14 protein-coding genes and 1 riboswitch are annotated in these 19,453 nt (G+C 68.9%); of the genes, 10 read left to right on the top strand and 4 right to left on the bottom strand.

Annotated features, from left to right (window positions below; genetic code table 11):
* Positions 1 to 93: 93 nt before the first annotated feature.
* Complete coding sequence (locus JOF42_RS00605; protein ID WP_210096079.1) at positions 94 to 1,455, top strand: glutamate-1-semialdehyde 2,1-aminomutase; 1,362 nt, start codon at positions 94 to 96, stop codon at positions 1,453 to 1,455.
* Positions 1,456 to 1,586: 131 nt separating this feature from the next.
* Here the strand turns inward: JOF42_RS00605 and JOF42_RS00600 are convergent, their stop codons facing one another.
* Positions 1,587 to 2,990, bottom strand: coding sequence for an HNH endonuclease signature motif containing protein (locus JOF42_RS00600; protein ID WP_210096078.1), 1,404 nt, complete (start codon positions 2,988 to 2,990; stop codon positions 1,587 to 1,589).
* Between the two features lie 145 nt (positions 2,991 to 3,135).
* Here JOF42_RS00600 and JOF42_RS00595 point away from each other — a divergent pair, with 145 nt between their 5' ends.
* Positions 3,136 to 3,585 (top strand): hypothetical protein, encoded by a 450-nt coding sequence (locus tag JOF42_RS00595; RefSeq protein WP_210096077.1) that lies wholly within the window; start codon positions 3,136 to 3,138, stop codon positions 3,583 to 3,585.
* A 77-nt stretch (positions 3,586 to 3,662) separates the two neighbouring features.
* On the opposite strand, the gene JOF42_RS00590 is transcribed toward JOF42_RS00595, so the two are convergent.
* Positions 3,663 to 5,708, bottom strand: a complete 2,046-nt coding sequence (locus JOF42_RS00590; RefSeq protein WP_210096076.1) for an ATP-binding cassette domain-containing protein — start codon at positions 5,706 to 5,708, stop codon at positions 3,663 to 3,665.
* Between the two features lie 121 nt (positions 5,709 to 5,829).
* On the opposite strand from JOF42_RS00590, the gene JOF42_RS00585 reads away from it, so the two are divergent.
* The 3 genes from JOF42_RS00585 to JOF42_RS00575 all read left to right on the top strand — a co-directional run bounded on the left by JOF42_RS00585 (position 5,830) and on the right by JOF42_RS00575 (position 11,060).
* Positions 5,830 to 6,891 (top strand): enoyl-CoA hydratase/isomerase family protein, encoded by a 1,062-nt coding sequence (locus JOF42_RS00585; protein WP_210096075.1) that lies wholly within the window; start codon positions 5,830 to 5,832, stop codon positions 6,889 to 6,891.
* Between the two features lie 201 nt (positions 6,892 to 7,092).
* Entirely contained in the window at positions 7,093 to 8,820 is a 1,728-nt protein-coding gene (locus JOF42_RS00580) for an ABC transporter ATP-binding protein (RefSeq protein WP_210096074.1), read from the top strand.
* Entirely contained in the window at positions 8,817 to 11,060 is a 2,244-nt protein-coding gene (locus JOF42_RS00575) for an ABC transporter ATP-binding protein (RefSeq protein WP_210096073.1), read from the top strand. Before JOF42_RS00580 ends, JOF42_RS00575 begins: the two co-directional genes overlap by 4 nt.
* A gap of 181 nt (positions 11,061 to 11,241) precedes the next feature.
* Here the strand turns inward: JOF42_RS00575 and JOF42_RS17780 are convergent, their stop codons facing one another.
* Complete coding sequence (locus tag JOF42_RS17780) at positions 11,242 to 12,906, bottom strand: D-alanyl-D-alanine carboxypeptidase family protein (protein WP_210096072.1); 1,665 nt, start codon at positions 12,904 to 12,906, stop codon at positions 11,242 to 11,244.
* Between the two features lie 82 nt (positions 12,907 to 12,988).
* Positions 12,989 to 13,098, top strand: a riboswitch (TPP riboswitch).
* Here JOF42_RS17780 and JOF42_RS17775 point away from each other — a divergent pair.
* The 5 genes from JOF42_RS17775 to JOF42_RS00550 all read left to right on the top strand — a co-directional run bounded on the left by JOF42_RS17775 (position 13,092) and on the right by JOF42_RS00550 (position 18,689).
* Positions 13,092 to 13,751 carry an ECF transporter S component gene (locus tag JOF42_RS17775; RefSeq protein ID WP_245340679.1) on the top strand — a complete coding sequence of 220 codons (660 nt, stop codon included), beginning with the start codon at positions 13,092 to 13,094 and terminating at the stop codon, positions 13,749 to 13,751. Its footprint overlaps the riboswitch before it by 7 nt.
* Positions 13,748 to 15,205: an ABC transporter ATP-binding protein gene (locus JOF42_RS00565; protein ID WP_307803491.1), complete on the top strand. Its 1,458-nt coding sequence runs from the start codon at positions 13,748 to 13,750 to the stop codon at positions 15,203 to 15,205. The genes JOF42_RS17775 and JOF42_RS00565 overlap by 4 nt, the downstream gene beginning before the upstream one ends.
* Positions 15,205 to 16,002, top strand: coding sequence for an energy-coupling factor transporter transmembrane component T family protein (locus JOF42_RS00560; protein WP_210096070.1), 798 nt, complete (start codon positions 15,205 to 15,207; stop codon positions 16,000 to 16,002). Before JOF42_RS00565 ends, JOF42_RS00560 begins: the two co-directional genes overlap by 1 nt.
* Positions 16,003 to 16,261: 259 nt before the next feature.
* Positions 16,262 to 17,299 carry a TerC family protein gene (locus JOF42_RS00555; protein ID WP_210096069.1) on the top strand — a complete coding sequence of 346 codons (1,038 nt, stop codon included), beginning with the start codon at positions 16,262 to 16,264 and terminating at the stop codon, positions 17,297 to 17,299.
* Positions 17,300 to 17,393: 94 nt separating this feature from the next.
* Positions 17,394 to 18,689 (top strand): hemolysin family protein, encoded by a 1,296-nt coding sequence (locus tag JOF42_RS00550; protein WP_210096068.1) that lies wholly within the window; start codon positions 17,394 to 17,396, stop codon positions 18,687 to 18,689.
* Between the two features lie 3 nt (positions 18,690 to 18,692).
* Here JOF42_RS00550 and JOF42_RS00545 read toward each other — a convergent pair whose 3' ends face one another.
* The gene (locus JOF42_RS00545; protein WP_210096067.1) at positions 18,693 to 19,418 is read right to left on the bottom strand and encodes an aminoglycoside 3'-phosphotransferase; all 726 of its coding nucleotides are present in this window, start codon (positions 19,416 to 19,418) and stop codon (positions 18,693 to 18,695) included.
* Positions 19,419 to 19,453: the final 35 nt, after the last annotated feature.

Below are 19,453 nucleotides of genomic sequence, written 5' to 3'. Positions count from 1 at the left end.
GAGGCTCTCTTCGTGGTCCGGGTCCGGGTCCGGGTCCCGGGTCCCGGTCCCGTCTGAGACTCGTGCACAGGTGGGCGGACTAGCCTGGAAGGGATGCCGGGAGAGCTCCGCGCATCGCTGGAGGAGTGTGCTGTGACCGACCGCAATGACGACCTGTTCTCCGCTGCCCGCACGGTGATCCCCGGCGGAGTGAACTCGCCGGTGCGCGCATACGGGTCCGTCGGCGGTACGCCGCGTTTCCTCGCGTCTGCGAAGGGCGCGACGGTGACGGATGCCGCGGGCAACGAGTACGTCGACCTGGTCGCCTCGTGGGGTCCTGCGCTGCTCGGACACGCACAGCCCGAGGTGGTCGCCGCGGTGCAGGAGGCTGCCACCCGGGGGCTGTCGTTCGGCGCTCCGACCGAGGGCGAGGTCGAACTCGCGGCTCTGATCGCCGACCGCGTGCGGTTCGGCGAGGTCCGGCCCATCGAGCGTGTGCGCCTGGTGTCGACGGGCACCGAAGCCACCATGACGGCGATCCGCCTCGCGCGCGGTGCGACCGGACGCGACCTGCTGGTGAAGTTCGCGGGCCACTACCACGGGCACTCCGACGGCCTCCTCGCCGCGGCGGGCTCGGGCGTCGCGACGCTCGCACTGCCGGGTTCTGCGGGCGTTCCGGCTCCGATCGCGGCGCAGACGCTGGTGATCGACTACAACGACCCGGATGCGCTGGCGGCGGTCTTCGCCGAGCACGGCGATCGCATCGCCGCGGTGATCGTCGAGGCGGCGGCCGCCAACATGGGCGTGGTCCCGCCGCTGCCGGGCTTCAACCGCCTGCTGGCCGACACCGCGCACGCACACGGCGCTCTGCTGATCCTCGACGAGGTGCTGACGGGCTTCCGTGTGTATCCGGCCGGCTTCTGGGGGCTCCAGGCAGCGGCCGGTGAGGACTACCTGCCGGACATCATCACGTTCGGCAAGGTCGTCGGCGGAGGCATGCCGCTGGCTGCGCTCGGTGGCCGCGCAGAGGTCATGGACATGCTGGCGCCCCTCGGCCCGGTCTACCAGGCGGGCACGCTCTCGGGTAACCCACTCTCGGTGGCGGCGGGCCTCGCGACGCTGCGTCTGGCGACTCCCGAGGTGTATGCGACGGTCGATGCCGCGGCGGCCCGTGTCGCGCGTGCGCTGGATGCCGCGCTGACGGATGCCGGAGTCACCCACGCCGTGGCCCATGCGGGCAACCTGTTCAGCGCATCGTTCCGCGCCTCTGCACCCCGCACATATGCGGAGGCGCAGGCTCAGGAGTCGTTCCGCTACGCCCCGTTCTTCCACGCCATGCGTGAGCAGGGCGTCGCCTTGCCGCCGAGTGTGTTCGAAGCATGGTTCCTCACCGCCGCCCACGGCGACGAGGAATTGCAGCGCATCGAGGCGGCACTGCCGATCGCGGCGGCTGCGGCGGCCGCAGCGACGGCCTGACGCGACGCTCACCGACTTCAGCCTCTGACGCGAGACTCTGACCGGCGTCGGCCTGACGAGACTCTGACCGGAGTCGGCCTGACGTGACTCTGACCGGTGACGGCCCGCCCGGCTCTGTTCCTGTGCGGACATCAGACGAACATGACGCGTCGAGGTGGCGAGTCGCGATAGGTGCGTCCGAGCGGGCTGTGCCAGTCGATCGTTCCGTCGGGCAGCTGACGGGCCGTCCATCGATGGTCATCGGCGATGTCGGGATGCTTGAGAACGTGGTGGGTCGCGCAGAGATGACCCAGATTGTGGATCTCCGTTCGGCCACCCTTCGCGTGATCGAACGTGTGGTCGATCTGGCACCGATGCAGCGGCATCCTGCATCCGGGGAATCGGCAGTGCTGGTCTCGGGCGCGCAGGAACCGTCGCATGGCTTCCGTGGGCGTGTAGCTGTCGGTCTCGACGACCAGGCCGGTCGGATCGAGGAACAACCGGGACCACCCGCCGTTCCGGCCTGCGAGGTCTCGTGCGATGTCGGGGTGCAGAGGGCCGTGCCCGTCGAGCTGCGCGGAGCGATCGTCACACCCGGCAAGAGTGGTGGCCGCCACGGTGACGTGGATCCGGCCCTGGATGTTGTCGAGTCCTGAGCCGTTCGCGGCGCTCGGGTCGGACGCGAGCAGGAGGTCGATCAGCAGGTCGGTGCGCACCTGATCGATCGTGCGCGTGTCTGCCGGGATGTGCTCGACCTCTGGGCCCGTCGGATCCGTCGTGAATGTCCCGTCGCCGAAGATCGCATAGTCGTCTCGCGAGGGGTCGTCTTGAGCGATGTCCTCGGGATGGATCGGGTCCTCACCGTCGTCGGTCGGCTCGAGGACGGGCTCGTGGTCTCTGCGCCCAGCGATCACCGCTCGCGCGAGCTGCGTGAGGCGGTCGAGGATCGCCGCCGCGAGATGCTCGGGCAGCACGATCGTCAGCACGGCGAGCCCGTCGCCCGCCGGCCGCAGCGTGACGGTGCGCTCGGCTCGTGCCCGAGCGTGACGCTCGGTGGTCGTCGAGCCCGACAGCACCGCTGCGAGCTCGCGCAGATGCACACGCGTGCGCGCCGCGGTCTCGCGCTCGGCGACGATGACGGCGACGGTGTCGTAGAGGGTGAGCGCGTCGGCATCCGCTCGCCCGTTGTTCACCGCTTCGCGCACGACTCCCGCGGCGCGCACGATCTCGCGGACGTGGGCAGCCGTGACGCGCCCCTCACGGAACGCCTGCTGCACGAGGGGGTGGCTGGTGTGGAGGAAGCCGGCATCCGTGAAGGCGTACTCGACGCTGCCCTGAGTCACACGGCCGGCGGCCGCATACTCCGCGATCATCGATCGGTGGATCGCATCTCGGTGGTAGGGATGCTCGTCGGACTCGGCCCGACCCAGCTGCATCCGCTCGGCGAGAAGACCTGCGGCCTCGGCCTCGAGGCAGGCGATCTGACGCCGCTTCTCGACCCACGAATCGAGCAGCTCTCTGCGCTGCTCGAGACCGTTGTCGCTGGCGGATGTCATGCTCCGAGTCTAGTAGATTTGTTCGAAACTCGAGCGGAACACCGGAATGGAAGAGAGGTGGAATCGTGGGAACCGACAACGGATCGTTGCCTTCCTGTGAGCAAGACACAGACATCTGTGAGGGTGCCGCTGGCAGACTGGACGCATGGTGACGTTGCTGCTGGACCAGACGCAACTCGAGATCGTGCTCTCGCCGATCGAGCGTGCAGCGAGCTTCCACCGTGACAACGTGCGGCTCGTGCGCGAGACGATCACCAAGGTGCAGCTGGTGGATGACGCCTGGGCCTGGCTCCGCGGCGTACCGAACCCCGGCACGCACATTCCCGGTGTGCTCGCCGCAGGAACGTGGAAGGCGGCAGGAAGCGTGGACTTCGTGCTGATCCGCCGCCGCCGCCCCAGCGTGGTCATCGACCTGTCGGGTGACGAGCAGTACCGTCGCCTGATCCTCACGACCAAGCACGGCCTCGCGCTGACGCAGGCCCTCAGGCTCGACGTCTCGGACGAGCCCGCGGATGTCGAGGAGATCGTCGCCACGTCGCCGACCCCCGTGTCGAAGGGCAGCCGTCGCCCGGTGATCCGCCCTCGGCCGGCCTGACCACCCTCCGGAACGAGCAACGCCCTCCGCAGCCTTTCGGCGCGGAGGGCGTTCGCATGACGTGCGGCGTCGAAGCCTCAGGACTGGTGGTGCTCACCCTCGTGGTGCTCGTGGTGCTCACCCTCGTCGTGGTGCTCGTGGTGCTCACCCTCGTCGTGGTGGTGCTCACCGTCGTGGTGCTCGCCCTCGTGGTGCTCCTGTGCGTCGGTCGCGTCCTGCACGTCCGACTCGCTGTTCTCCGAGGGATCTGCGGCAGCATCGTCCGGCTGTGCCTCGTCCGACTGCGCCTGGTCCGACTCGGAAGCGTCCGAAACCCCGAGCGGGTAGTCCTTCGGCTCGTCGTCGTAATAGGCGCGCGCGGCTGCGGCGAGCATCGACGTGACAGCCGCGGAGCGCGGGTCGTCGTCCGATGCGTCCGCCTCGACGGCAGCTGAATCGGGATCGTCACCGGACACCGACTCGTCGGATCGCGACTCGTCAGAACCCGACTCCTCCGATGCCGGTACCTCGGTGAAGAATTCGACGCCGGAGTGCTCGTCGAGACCCTCATCCGCGGGCGCAGACCCGTTCTCCGCGCCAGAGTCGGTGTCCGCATCGGCAGACGGTGCCGCATCGTTCATCGGCGCGGTCCCGAACAGGATGTCATCGAACGACGGACGTGCGCCCTCCTCGGAGGTCGCCTCCTCGCCCTCGGATGCCGCATCCACGTCGTGCCCGGCCTGCTCGTGCGATTCGGCGGCCTCAGAGGCCACGTCGGCGGCGTCTTCCGCGTCGTTCGCGTCGGATGCATCGGCCGCGTACCCGAGTTCTGCCGCCGCGTGCTCGACGTCGCGTGCCGCAGCCGCGGCGTAGGCCGCGTCGTCGGCCTTGGCCTCGGCGGCATCCGCGGCAGCGGCGTCGGTCTGCGCGGCATCCGCGGCAGCGGCGTCGGTCTGCGCGGCATCCGAATCCGCAGTGTCCACGGGCGCGTCCGCAGCAGGACCAGTCTCAGAGGCGTCGGCCTCGAGGGGTTCCGCCCCCTCGTCCACGTTCGACGCGTCGTCCGCAGGCGCATCCTCAGCGTCATCCGATCCGTCGTCGGCGTTCACCGTCTCGGGCGAGGTCGCGACGGCGGGCTCGACGACCGCAGGAATCACCGTGGTCGCGGGAGCGGCGTCGAGCGCGGCGTCCGACGGCTCGGCCTCAGGAGCGATGAACTGCGAGGCGGCCGCGATGGCGTGAGGCGCGAGCGTGCCGCCGCGCACGAGCTCGATGAACACGTCCTCGAGGGTCGGGCCGCGCTGCACCAGGGTGGTCAGGGCGATGCCGGCCGATGCGGCGATCGCGCCGACCTTGCCGGCGTTGCTGCCGCGGACGGTGAGCCCGGAGCGCAGGACCTCGACCTCGAGGCCGGCAGCCGAGAGGGCGGCCTTGAGGGCGGCCCGGTCTGCGGCATCCACGACGACCGACCCGGCGGACGGGTCGGCGAGCTTCTCGATGCCGCTCGACAGCATGAGCTGCCCCTTCGAGAGCACGAGCACATGATCGGCGACCTGCTCGATCTCGCTCAGCACGTGCGAGGAGACGAGAACCGTGCGGCCCTCGTCGGCCAGGCGACGCATGAGCAGACGCATCCAGCGGATGCCTTCGGGGTCGAGTCCGTTGGCGGGCTCATCGAACACGAGGGCGCCGGGGTCTCCGAGCAGGGCATGGGCGACGCTCAGGCGCTGGCGCATTCCCAGCGAGAAGCTGCCGATGCGTCCTTCGCTCTCGTGCTCGAGGCCGACCAGCGAGAGGACCTCGTCGACGCGCGACAGCGGGATGCCGTTGGCTTTGGCCGCGATGGTCAGCTGACGCCCCGCCGAGCGGCGAGGGCGGTAGACCGTCTCCTCGAGCACCGAGCCGATCGTGCGCAGGGGGTGGCGCAGGTCGGGGAACGCGACGCCGCCGATCGTGGCCGTGCCGGAGTTGGCGCGGACCTGACCGAGGAGGATGCGCAGTGTCGTCGTCTTCCCGGCTCCGTTCGGGCCGAGGAAAGCGGTCACGACACCGGGCTCGACTCGCGCGGAGAAGTCGGACACCGCCGTCACGTCATTGAATCGCTTGGTGACGCGCGTGAACTCGAGCACCTGTCCGTCGGGCATCTGCGACCTCTCGTTGCAGTGGGCAGTTCTCTCTATCCTGCCGGAAAAGCCGCCGGATCGCGCATTTACCCTACAAACCCACCCGAATGCAAGGCTGCGGCCGAGGGGTAACGTGGCACCCGTGACCGATTCCACCGCCGCTCCCCGGGTCCTCGTCCGCACCGAAGGCGCACTCGGACGGCTCACGCTCAACAGGCCCGAGGCCATCAACGCACTCGATCTCGGCATGATCGGGCTGCTCACGCAGGCGCTCGAGGCGTGGCGCGACGACACCGACGTCCAGATCGTGCTGATCGACGGCGAAGGCGAGCGCGGCATGTGCGCGGGGGGAGACGTCAGAGGGCTGCATGCGCAGATCGTCGCGGGCCGTGCCGACGAGACCGCCGAGTTCTTCCGCGCCGAGTACGCCCTGAACGCGATGATCGCCGAGTACTCGAAGCCCGTGGTCAGTCTGGCCGACGGCATCACCATGGGTGGAGGCATCGGCCTCTCCGGCCACGCGGCCATCCGCATCGTCACCGAGCGTTCGAAGCTCGCGATGCCCGAGACGCGCATCGGCTTCACCCCGGATGTCGGGGGCACCTGGCTGCTCGGGCGGGCTCCTGGTCGTTTCGGCGAGTACTTCGGCCTCACCGGCGGCACCATGAACGGAGCGGATGCCGTGCTGCTCGGCTTCGCCGACCACTTCGTGCCCTCCGACCGCCTCGACGCGCTGCGCGAGGCGCTCGCGTACCGCGCGGACCCCACGGGCCCGGCCGAGATCGTCCTGCTGTTCGACGAGACCCCGGATCCGTCAGAACTGCCCGCCTCGCGTGCATGGATCGACGAGGCGTTCTCCGCCGACACCGTCGCCGAGATCGTCGCACGCCTGCAGGCGCAGGGAACGGCGGATGCCACGGCGACCGCAGAGCTGCTGGAGAGCCTCGCGCCGACGGGCCTCGCGGTGACCCTCGACGCCGTCCGCGAGGCGCGGGCGCTTCCGAGCCTCCGCGCCGCGCTCGAAGCAGAGTATCGGCGGGTCATGTGGTTCGTGACGCGGCACCCCGACCTCGTGGAGGGCATCAGGGCGCAGCTCGTCGACAAGGATCGCAATCCGAAGTGGAACCCCGCGTCGATCGCCGATCTGGCTCCCGATGCAGGTGCCGAGGCTCGTGATTTCGTGCCGGATCGCCCGCTCTTCTGAGAAGTATCGATATATCTGCGGTTCTTCGCCGCGGTGCATAAACCGCTGGCCGTGCGGGAAATGGTTCGCTGTCAGCGAAGGTCCACCTGCAGGGGGATACGAATGTCCCCGGTTCGTGGCACCCTTGCATGTGCGCGATCGTCGGCCCGCGTCCGCCCGTCCGGGAGATCCGCCGCTTCATCCTTCCTAGAAAGTCCGCCTGTGCTGGGAAAAATTCTCGTCCGCTACCTGTCCCGCTATAGGTGGCTCCTGCTGGCCGTTCTGGTCTTCCAGTTCGCCAGTGCGATCGCCACCCTCTACCTTCCGCGTCTCAACGAAGACATCATCAACAAGGGCGTCGCGCAGTCCGACACCGACTACATCTGGCGCACCGGGCTGCTCATGCTCACCGTGTCGCTCGGCCAGATCGTCGCGTCGGTCATCGCCACCTACTTCGCGGCCCGGGCGTCGATGGGCGCCGGCCGAGACATCCGCGCCGATGTGTTCGGCAAGGTGAGCGGATTCTCCGAGCGCGAGGTCTCGCAGTTCGGCGCCGGATCCCTCATCACCCGCAACACGAACGACGTCCAGCAGGTGCAGATGCTCGCGATGATGGGCGCCACGATGCTCGTCACCGCGCCCCTGCTCGCGATCGGCGGCATCATCTTCGCCGTGCAGACCAACATCGGGCTCAGCTGGCTCATCGCCGTCTCCGTCCCGCTGCTGCTGATCGTCGCCGGCCTCGTCGTCAGCCGCATGGTGCCGCTGTTCCGCAGCTACCAGGGAAAGCTCGACACCGTGAACCGCGTCATGCGCGAGCAGCTGACCGGGGTGCGCGTCGTGCGCGCGTTCGTGCGCGAGCGCATCGAGGAGGAGCGCTTCCGCGGCGCGAACACCGACATCATGGTGGTCGGCCGCAAGGTCGGTTCGCTCTTCGTCCTGCTTTTCCCGCTGTTCATGCTGATCCTGAACGTCACGATCGTGGCCGTCGTGTGGTTCGGCGGCATCGAGGTCAACAGCGGCACGGTGCAGGTCGGCACGATCTTCGCCTTCATGCAGTACATCGGTCAGATCATGGGTGGCGTCATCATGGCCAGCTTCATGGCGATCATGATCCCGCGCGCGGCCGTCTCGGCCGAGCGCATCGGCGAGGTCCTCGACACGACGTCGAGCATGGAGCGCCCGGAGAACGGTGTGACCGACTTCCCGACGCCGGGATCCGTCGCGTTCGACGGCGTCGAGTTCACCTACCCCGGTGCGGATTCGCCGGTGCTCACGGGCATCAGCTTCGCTGCTCAGCCCGGCGAGACCGTCGCGATCGTCGGCTCGACCGGAGCGGGCAAGACCACGCTCGTCTCACTGATCCCTCGGCTCTTCGATGTCTCGGGTGGCGCTGTCTTCGTCGGCGGCTCCGATGTCCGCGAGGCCGATGTCGAATCGCTCTGGGCCACGATCGGCCTGGTGCCGCAGCGCCCGTTCCTGTTCACCGGTACCGTCGCGTCCAACCTGCGCTACGGCCGTGAGGACGCGACGGACGACGAGCTGTGGCACGCGCTCGAGATCGCCCAGGGCCGCGACTTCGTCGAGGAGATGCCCGACGGGCTCGAGTCGCGCATCACCCAGGGCGGCACGAACGTCTCCGGTGGTCAGCGTCAGCGTCTCGCGATCGCCCGCGCGATCGTGCGCCAGCCGCAGATCCTCGTGTTCGACGACTCGTTCTCGGCGCTCGACCTCACGACCGATGCGCGGCTTCGGCAGGCGCTGTGGCGAGAACTGCCGCATGTGACCAAGATCGTGGTCGCGCAGCGCGTCTCGTCCATCACTGATGCGGATCGCATCGTCGTGCTCGAAGGGGGCACCATGGTCGGCGTCGGCACTCACGAGGAACTCCTCGAGACGAGCTCGACCTATCGAGAGATCGTCGAGTCGCAGCTGGGGGTGGACGCATGAGCGAGCAGAACGCACCCAAGACCCGACGCGGTCGCGCTGCTGCGCAGGCCGCAGCCACGACCACCGTCGAGCCGGAACTCACCGACGAAGAGAAGTACGAGGCCGAACTCGCCGAGAAGGCACGGCAGAACGGCGGCGGCTGGGACAGCGTCGCGCCGGGCAAGGCCGACAACTTCGGCAAGAGCTTCACCCGGATGATCGGGCTGCTCAAGCCGTCGGCCGTCTGGTTCGTCCTGGTGTCGATCGCCGGTGCCGTGGGCGTCGTGCTCACGGTCGCCGCTCCGAAGGTTCTCGGTGAGGCCACGAACCTCATCTACAAGGGCTTCATCTCGGTGCAGCTCGGGATGCCGAACGGCGACTTCCCGGGCTTCCCGGCAGGGACGTCGCAGGACGACGTGGTCGCCCTGCTCCGCCAGGGCGGACAGGACGACTTCGCGAATCAGGTCGCCGCGCTCGGCAGCTTCCAGGTCGGCGACGGCGTGGACTTCGACGCGCTCCGGTGGGTCATCATCGCGGTCCTCGCGATCTACATCGTGGCCGCCTTCCTGAGCTGGATTCAGGGCTACGTGATCAACGTCATCATGGTGCGCACCATGTGGCGCCTGCGCGAGCAGGTCGAGGCGAAGATCAACCGTCTGCCGCTGTCCTACTTCGACAAGGTGCAGCGCGGCGACCTGATCTCTCGTGTCACGAACGACATCGACAACATCACCCAGACCATGCAGCAGTCGCTGTCGGGTGCGATCACGGCCGTGCTCACGGTCGTGGGCGTGCTGGTGCTGATGTTCTCGATCTCCTGGCAGCTCGCGCTCGTCGCGCTCGTCGCGCTCCCGCTCATGGGTGTGATCTTCGGCGTGATCGGACCGCGGTCGCAGAAGGCGTTCGGAACGCAGTGGCGCAAGGTCGGCCGTCTGAACGCGCGCGTCGAGGAGGCGTTCTCGGGTCACGCGCTCGTGAAGGTCTTCGGACGCGAGCAGGACGCCCTCGACAAGTTCAAGGACGAGAACGAGGAGCTGTTCCAGGCGAGCTTCAAGGCACAGTTCCTCTCGGGCATCATCATGCCCGCGATGACCTTCGTCGGCAGCCTCACCTACGTGGGCATCGCCGTGCTCGGTGGTCTCATGGTCGCGAACGGACAGCTGCGTCTCGGTGACGTGCAGGCGTTCATCCAGTACTCGCAGCAGTTCACGCAGCCGCTGTCGGAACTGGGTGGCATGGCTGCGGTCGTGCAGTCCGGAACGGCGTCGGCCGAGCGGGTGTTCGAGCTGCTCGACACCGAAGAGCAGGAGGCCGACGAGGCGAACGCTCCGGCGATCGCCGAGGGCAAGGGTGTCGTGGAGTTCGAGAACGTCGCATTCTCGTACACTCCCGAGCGCCCCCTCATCACCGACCTCTCGTTCCGTGTCGAGCCGGGTCAGACCGTCGCGATCGTCGGCCCCACGGGAGCCGGAAAGACGACTCTCGTCAACCTGATCATGCGGTTCTACGAGCTGAACGGCGGGCGCATCCTGCTCGACGGTCAGGACATCTCCGAGGTCACGCGCGACCAGCTGCGGTCACGCACCGGCATGGTGCTGCAAGACCCGTGGCTGTTCGCCGGAAGCATCCGCGAGAACATCCGGTATGGCCGCTCCACGGCGACCGACGAAGAGGTCCTCGAGGCCGCCAAGGCGACCTACGTCGACCGCTTCGTGCACGCCCTCCCCGAGGGGTACGACACCGTTCTCGACGAGGACGCGTCGAACGTCTCGGCGGGTGAGCGCCAGCTCATCACGATCGCGCGGGCGTTCGTCGCCCAGCCGTCGATCCTCATCCTCGACGAGGCCACGTCGGCGGTCGACACCCGCACCGAGGTGCTGCTGCAGCACGCGATGGCGGCTCTGCGGCAGGGACGCACGTCGTTCGTGATCGCACACCGCCTGTCGACCATCCGCGACGCCGACCTCATCCTCGTGATGGAGCACGGCGACATCGTCGAGAAGGGCACGCACGACGAGCTGATCTCGGCGCAGGGCGCTTACTGGCGTCTGTACCAGTCGCAGTTCGAGCAGGCGGCGACCGACATCGATGCCGAGGACTCGCTCACCGGCACGACCCCGGTGGTCGTCAGCGGCGACGCCGACGACGAGGCTGCAGCCGCACAGGTCGGCGTCTCGGTCGGAGCGCAAGTGCCCGGTGCCGAGGCGGCGGCAGCACAGGCGATCGTCGAACGGCCGGATGCCGGTGAGCAGAACGCCTGACGCGCGCACGGCGTGAACAGTCGGACGCCCCGCCCCGTTAACTCGGAGCGGGGCGTCTGTCGTGCAGAGAGGCGCCTGTCGTGCAGAGGCGCGACTGCCCGTGCAGAGGCGCGCCTGCCCGTGCAGAGGCGCGCCTGCCCGTGCAGAGGCGCGCCTGTCGTGCAGAGAGGGCGAGACCCGCTCAGCGCTGCTCGTCGGTGATGCCGAGGAGCTCGAAAGGATGGGTCAGGCGCCACCACGGACTCGGCGCCTCGACGTCATCCGCCAGCGATACCGACGTCGTCACGGTGTTCAGCGGGCCGGTGCTCGTCACCGTCCCGATCTCGTCGCCCGACTCGCGACTGTCTCCGAGGTGGAAGGTCGACGTCGTCTGCGCGGTCGCGCCGTTCCACAGCACGACGTCGGCATCGGCATCCGTCACGACGTCCGTCGTCGTGCCCCACAGTGTGGTGACCTCGCCGACGACCGTGCCCTTCGCGACGGCGGGAGCCTGCGCCTGCAGCACGGCCTCCACCTGCGAGAACAGCGATCGGGTCTGGGCGAGCCGCTGCTCGTCATCGGCCTGTCCGAGCACGGCGGCGTACAGGTGCACCGTCGTGTCGTCGATGGTGATGTCCTTGGCCGTCAGCAGGTTCCAGCTGTCGCCGAGCGTGCCGGTCTTGACGCCGACGACACCGGCATCCGCCAGCATCCCGTTCGTGTTCTTCACGGTTCCGGCGCCGGGGAGGTCGACCGACGGCGTGCCGACGATTCCCGCGAACACCGGATTCTGCATCGCCAGCTCGGCGAGAGCGACGAGCGACTCGGGAGTGGCTCTGTTGCGGTCGTCGAACCCGGAGGGCGTGATGATCGTGATCCCGTCGAGTCCGCGATCGCGCAGCCAGGTGGCGGCAGCCGACGTGAAGGCCGACTCCGATCCCCAAACCTCGCGCGCAAGACGGTCGATGTAGTTGTTCGCGGAGCCCAGGAGCGTGCCCTGGAGGAGCTGGAACTCGGTGAGGGTGCCGTCCACGGGCACGTCGAGCGCCGACTGATCCGAGCGACGGTACTCCCAGTACTCCATGCTGTCGGACCACGTGAACCGGAACTCCGGACCTTGCTCGCCCACGGCCAGCGGCATCTGATCGAGCACCATCAGGCTCGAGACCACCTTCGTGACGCTCGCGATCGCCGCAGCATCGAGAGACGACGAGCTGGTCGAGAGTCCACCGACGCCGACTGCCGCGCTTCCCTGCGTGGGCCAGGTGACAGTGGCCGCAGGGGCGGCCGTCGGTGCGAGCTCGACCGCCTGGACCGTCGGCGGCACCTCGTGCAGCGGCCAGAGCAGAGTCGTCCCCGCGTAGGCGGCGACGAGTCCGACGAGCACGCCCAAGGGAACGAGAAGACCGGGGCGCGCGATCGCCGGGCGCAGTCGCGCGCCCTGCAGAAGTGCACTTCCGGCGTCGGCGTCGGCGTCATCGTCGAGCGACCCATCCGTCGTCCGCTGCGCGACGGTCGCGGGGTCGACCCACGTCAGAGGGGTCCCTCCGCTGGCGCCCTCCGCCCACTGCACATCGGGGGCGTCGTCGAGATCCTCGACGGCATCCGCGTCGACGGCGTAACCGTCTGCGACGGGCGCCGTCGAGTGCGCGTCGACAGTTGCGTCGTCATCGGCGGCATCAGTGTCCGGGGCCGGGTCCGTCGGCTCCGCGTCGGCGTCGGCGTCGTCTGCGACGGGTGCCGTCGCCTCTGCGTCGACGGCTTCGCTGCGGTCCACCGCCGTCGTCGCCTCCGTGTCGCTGCCGTCGGACGATGCGTCGGCGGGCGCATCGGAAGCAGTGGCCTCGGCGGAGTCAGGAGCGGTCACCTCCTCACGGTACCGAACTCGCGCTCAGATCCGCGGCGCTGCAACAGGAGCAGACGCGAGTGTCGGCACTGGGTAAGATCGACAGCACAACCACGGGAGTCCGGCGAGCCGGGCTGAGAGGGAGCGAATCGCGCTTCGACCGTCGAACCTGATCTGGGTCATGCCAGCGCAGGGAGGAGTCACTGATGAGTACATCCACGTCCGGATCCACCACGGAATCGCCGTACGCCACCGCCTCCGCATCGAAGGGCCTCGGTCGTCCCGAGCTCTGGCGCTGGAGGGTGGTCGACATCGTCGTCGCCAGCGTCATCGCGGTCGCCTGCGCGCTGGTCTTCCTGCTCTGGAACGTCGGTTACGAGGTGCCGAGCAGCATCCTCACCCCGCTCCTCCCCGGCGTGCAGGGGCTGCTCGCGGGGCCCTGGCTGATCGCCGGCGTGCTCGGCGGTCTCATCATCCGCAAGCCCGGCGCTGCGCTCTACACCGAGCTGGTCGCCGCCATCATCTCGGCTCTCGTCGGCAACGCATGGGGACCGCTGACGATCGTCTCGGGTCTCGTGCAGGGTCTCGGTGCCGAGCTGATCTTCCTGATCTTCCTCTACGGCGTCTGGCGTCTGCCGGTCGTGATGCTGGCGGGAGCGGGAGCGGGCCTCGCCTGCGGCATCAACGACCGCATCCTCTGGTACGTGGGCGCCGACACGCTCTTCACCACGGTCTACATCGTCTCGACCACCATCTCGGGTGCCGTGATCGCGGGACTCGGTGCCTGGCTGATCGCCCGAGGACTCGCGGCGACGGGAGCCCTGAGCCGGTTCGCCGCCGGCCGCGAGGTCACCGCACGGGTGTGAGCGCGCTCACGACGCCCGCCACCCTCGAAGCCCGCGGCTGGGGGTGGCGGTACGCGACGCGCGTCCGCTGGGCGGTGCGCGACGTCGAGCTGCGCATCGAACCGGGGGAGCGGGTGCTGCTGCTCGGCGCCTCGGGCTCGGGCAAGTCCACTCTGCTGCAGGGTTTCGGTGGCGTGCTCGGCGGCGCAGACGAGGGCGAGACGCAGGGTGCGCTGCTGGTCGACGGGAAGCCGCCGACCGAGGCCCGCGGTCGCGTCGGCATGGTGCTGCAGGACCCCGACACCCAGACGATCCTCGCGAGGGTGGGCGACGACGTCGCGTTCGGATGCGAGAACCTCGGAGTCCCTCGCGACGAGATCTGGCAGCGGGTGCGGCAGGCTCTGGATGCCGTCGAGCTCGACGCCGCGCTCGATCGCTCGACCGCGGCGCTGTCAGGCGGCCAGAAGCAGCGTCTCGCGCTCGCCGGTGTGCTCGCGATGCGGCCGGGTGCGATCCTGCTCGACGAGCCGACCGCCAACCTCGACCCGCAGGGCGTGCAGGATGTGCGGGATGCCGTCGCCGCGGCGCTGGATGTCAGTGGTGCGACCCTCGTCGTGATCGAGCATCGCATCGACGTCTGGCTGCCGCTGGTCACCCGAGTGATCGTGCTCGGCGCCGATCCTGGGGGGACGGTCGTCCTCGCCGACGGCAGCCCGGACGAGGTGCTCGGTGCCCGCGGCGCCGAGCTCGCGGCATCCGGAGTGTGGGTTCCGGGGCATCCGCCGGCCACTCCGCCCGCGCCGTCGCGCCCACCGGGGGAACCCCTGCTCGGAGCGCGCGGGCTCACGGTGTCGCGACGCCGCGGACTCGCCGTGGCCGGACCCTTCGATCTCGACGTGCGCGCCGGCGAGGCACTCGGTGTGACCGGCGCCAACGGTGCGGGCAAGTCGACGCTGGGTCTCACTCTCGCCGGCCTCATCCCCGCCGAGAACGGTCGCGTCTCGGCACTGCCGGCGCTCGCCGCGGGGGAGAAGTCCGACCCCTTCCGCTGGTCGTCGCGTGCGCTGCTCACCCGCATCGCCACCGTGATGCAGACGCCCGAGCATCAGCTGCTCGCGAAGACCGTGCGCGACGAGCTGTCGGTCGGCCCCCGAGCTCTGAAGCTCCCCGAGCCCGAGATCGCCGTGCGGGTCGACGACCTCCTCGAACGGCTGCGGCTCACCGCCCTGGCCGGTGCGAATCCGTACACACTCTCGGGCGGAGAGAAGAGGCGGCTCACGGTGGCCGCGGCACTCGCCACCCGGCCCAGGATGCTGGTGCTCGACGAGCCCACGTTCGGACAGGATGCGACGACCTGGGCCGAGCTCGTCGGCCTCATCGCCCGTCTGCGCGACGAGGGCACCGCGGTCGTCGCGATCAGCCATGACGAGGCCGTGCTCGACGCCCTGCACGCTCGACGGATCGAGGTGCGCTGATGATCGATCCGCTCACCGCCCGCGTCGACCGACCGGGACCGATCGCGCCGCGCTCCGCCCTGGCCAAACTCGCCGCGGCGCTGCTCATCGCGCTGCCCCTCGTGCTGACGATCGATGTCGTCTCGGCATCCGTCGCGCTGCTGCTCGAGATCCCGCTGCTGCTTCTCGCTGGCCTCCGCGCGAAGGAGTTCTGGACCCGCACGGCCGTGCTGTGGATCGCCGCGCCGCTGAGCGCCGTGACCATCGCGCTCTACGGCGCCACCAGCGGCACGATCCATGTCGAGTGGTTCGTGATGCGCGTCAGCGACGGATCGCTCGCGCTGGCTGCGGCGACCGCGGTGCGCGTGCTCGCGATCGGCCTTCCCGCGGTGGTGCTCTTCATCACCGTCGATCCGACGGATCTCGCCGACGACCTCGCTCAGCGGATCAAGCTGCCGGCGAGATTCGTCGTCGGCGCGCTGGCCGGGATGCGGATGCTCGGACTGCTCGTCGAGGACTGGCGGGCCCTCGCTCTCGCGCGGCGGGCGCGCGGCGTCGCCGACGAGGGGCGCGTGCGTCGGGCCTTCGGCATGGCGTTCGCGCTGTTCGTGCTCGCGATCCGTCGCGGGTCATCGTTGGCGACCGCCATGGAGGCCCGCGGGTTCGGCGGCAACGGACCGAGGTCGTGGGCCAGGGAGTCGGTCTGGGATCGACGAGACACCCTGCTCGTCGCTCTCGCCGCAGTCATCCCGGTCGTCGCGATCGCCACAGCGGTGCTGACGGGGGCGTGGAACTTCATCCTCGGCCCGACCGCCTGAGCCGCGAGCGGCATCCCACCGTCATCACACGGCGGGTGCCTCCCACGGCGGGTGCCCACACCATCAGCGCATACTCAGCTTTCTCATAGCTGGAATGCCGATGTATTCGCTAGCATCGAATGAACCCAAGGGGAGTACTCCACCACGGGCGGCTCGTCATTACGGATGTCCCTGCATCCCGGGTCCCCGGTCTTCGTTCTCGAAGATGGAGAAGACCTTGGCGTCGACATCGTCACGCCTACGTCTTTTGGAGACCTCCTTGAACATCACGCCTCTCGTGTGGATCATCACGATCGCCGTCACGATCGCCTTCTTCGTGTACGAGTTCTTCGCGCACGTGCGGAAGCCGCATGAGCCCACCATCGGCGAGTCCGCCCGCTGGTCGGCCTTCTACATCGGCCTCGCGCTGCTGTTCGGCGTCGGCATCGGCACCGTCTCGGGGTGGACGTACGGCGGCGAGTACTTCGCCGGATACCTCACCGAGAAGGCGCTGTCGATCGACAACCTCTTCGTCTTCCTGATCGTGATGACCGGGTTCGCCGTGCCGCGCATCTATCAGCAGAAGGTGCTGATGATCGGCATCGTGATCGCGCTGATCATGCGCGGTGGGTTCATCGCCCTCGGCGCCACACTGATCGAGAACTTCTCCTGGATCTTCTACCTCTTCGGCGCCCTGCTGCTGTTCCTCGCGTACCGTCAGGCCTTCGCGCAGGGTGATCACAACCCGGCGAACGGCCGCTTCATGCGCTTCGTGCGCCGCATCCTGCCGGTGAGCGACGAGTACAACGGCGACCGCCTGACCGTGCAGCGCGACGGCAAGCGCTTCTTCACCCCGATGTTCCTCGTGATCATCGCGATCGGCTTCGTCGACCTCATCTTCGCCGTCGACTCGATCCCCGCGATCTACGGTCTGACCGAAGAGGCGTACATCGTCTTCACTGCCAACGCGTTCGCCCTCATGGGTCTGCGCCAGCTGTACTTCCTCATCGGCGGTCTGCTGCAGCGCCTCGTGTACCTCGCGCAGGGCCTCGCGGTCATCCTCGCCTTCATCGGCGTCAAGCTCGTGCTGCACGCGATGCACGTCAACGAGCTGCCGTTCATCAACGGCGGCGAGCCGATGCTGTGGGCTCCCGAGATCCCGATCTGGTTCTCGCTCGTGTTCATCGGCGCGACGATCGCCGTCGCCACCGTCGCGAGCCTCATGAAGACGCGCCGCGACGACAAGCGCGACGCACTCGACAACTCCTCCTCCCCCTCTGCTCCGCTCACCACCGACACCGAAAAGGAACACTCGTGAACACCTCGCGCCGATCCGACGCGTCCGCAGACCCTGACAGACCCGGCGCCCGAATGACCTCGGGCGCCCCCGCACCTCGTGAGGTGACCCGCTGATGGGCGACCTCGCACTGAACATCGCCCTGGTGTTCGTCTTCGTGCTCGTCGGTGGAGTGTTCGCCGCGACCGAGATGGCCCTGGTCACGCTGCGCGAGAGCCAGCTCAACGCGATCGCCGCCCGAGGCAAGCGCGGCGAGAAGGTCGCCGGCCTGGCCCGCAACCCCAACACGTTCCTCTCCGCCGTGCAGATCGGTGTCACCGTCGCCGGCTTCGCCTCGGCCGCCTACGGCGCGACATCCATCGCCCCGTCGGTGGCGCCGCTGCTCGAGAACCTCGGCGTCGCGGCGCCGCTCGCCATGACTCTCGCGACCGTGCTGCTGACGCTGGTGATCGCGTATCTGTCACTCGTGCTCGGCGAGCTCGTGCCCAAGCGTCTCGCGATCCAGCGCAACGCGCAGTTCGCGTACGCGGTCGCGCCGGTGCTCGACGGCTTCGCCACGGTCATGCGTCCGGTGATCTGGCTGCTCTCGATCTCGACCAACGCGCTCGTGCGTCTGCTCGGCGGAGACCCTCACAAGACGGCCGACGAGCTCAGCGACGAGGAGCTGCGCGACATCGTCGCGACGCACCAGAGCCTGCCCGACGACGAGCGGCGGATCCTCGACGACGTGCTGTCACTGCGCGGACGTCAGGTCAGCGAGGTCATGCGGCCGCGCCCCGAGGTGGTCGCGCTCGACGGGGCATCGACGCTCGTGGATGCCATCACCCAGGTGCGGGAGCTGCCGTTCTCGCGGTACCCCGTGATCGACGCCTCGCTCGACGACATCGTCGGCTTCGTGCACGTGCGCGACCTGTTCGAGGCGGCGGCCGAGGATGCGACGCGCTCGGTGCAGGGCCTCATGCGCCCCGTCGAGTACGTGCCCTCGACGGCCGGTGTGCTGCCGACGCTGACCCGTATGCGCGCAGCCGGCCACCAGATCGCCGTGGTCGTCGACGAGTACGGCGGAACCGACGGCATCGTCACCCTCGAAGACCTCGTGGAGGAGGTCGTCGGCGAGATCTTCGACGAGTACGACACCGAAGAGCGGATGCCGGATGCCGGCGGCGCACTCGACGGTCGCCTCAACCTGCAGGACTTCGCCGAGATCACCGGCATCGAGCTGCCCCGCGGAGCCTCCGACACGGTCGCCGGATTCGTGACCGAGATGCTCGGACGCCTCGCGGTGGTCGGCGACTCGGTCGAGGTGCCCGGTGCGACGATTCGCGTGACCGCTGTGGATAGGCGACGGATCGCGGAGATCCGGATGGTGCTGCACGAGGATGCGGATGCGCCCTCAGCGTCTGGGGAGTGAGACTCAGGTCTCGTTCCAGAGCCGGCGGTAGTACTCGAGCCGCTCCCGGTCGGGTGCCACCCCGTACGCCTCGATGAGCGCGTCCTCCCACCCGGGACCGAAGTTCCACGTCGTGCTCATCGAGGCGACCGCGATGTCGGCCCAGCGGTCGGCCGTGCCGAGAGCGGCCAGGTCGACGTGCGCGAGCGGACGACCGTCGTCGTCGAGCAGGGTGTTCGGCATGCAGGCGTCGCCGTGGCAGACGACGAGCCTGTCGACGGGCGGGGGCGTGCGCAGGTCGCCGGGCACGGCGACACCACGCTCGGCGGCGTTGGCGATCCTCCACTCGGGACTCCACGACCAGGGACACTCGTCGACCGGCAGCGCATCGTGCAGCGCCCGCAGGGCCTCCCCGACTCCTCGGACCGCCGTGCGCGGATCGTCGCGCCACCTCGCGTCCACCGCACTGCGGCCGGGCAGCGCCGCCGTGACGAGCCACTCGTGATCGGCATCCTGCCCCTGTGCGAGAACCTCGGGCACGACGATCCATTGCCGCGCCCAGCGCATGCGCTCGGCCTCGTCGCGCATGTTCGCCTCGGCGTCGTGCGGACCCCACTTGATGTAGCGGCCGTCGTCGGTGTGGAACGTGAGTCCGCCGATGCCGTTCAGCCAGACCGGGCTCAGCGCCGCGGCGCCCGCGAGTGCGCGCACGCGTGCCGGAATCTCGATCGATACATCCGGAATGCTCATACGTCGGTTCCCCCGGTCAGAGCGTATATCGGTAT

The organism is Microbacterium phyllosphaerae (assembly GCF_017876435.1).
Classification (GTDB): Bacteria; Actinomycetota; Actinomycetes; order Actinomycetales; family Microbacteriaceae; genus Microbacterium; species Microbacterium phyllosphaerae.
Note: the sequence above shows the minus strand (reverse complement) of the source record. Positions and strands in the feature narration are given on the sequence as shown.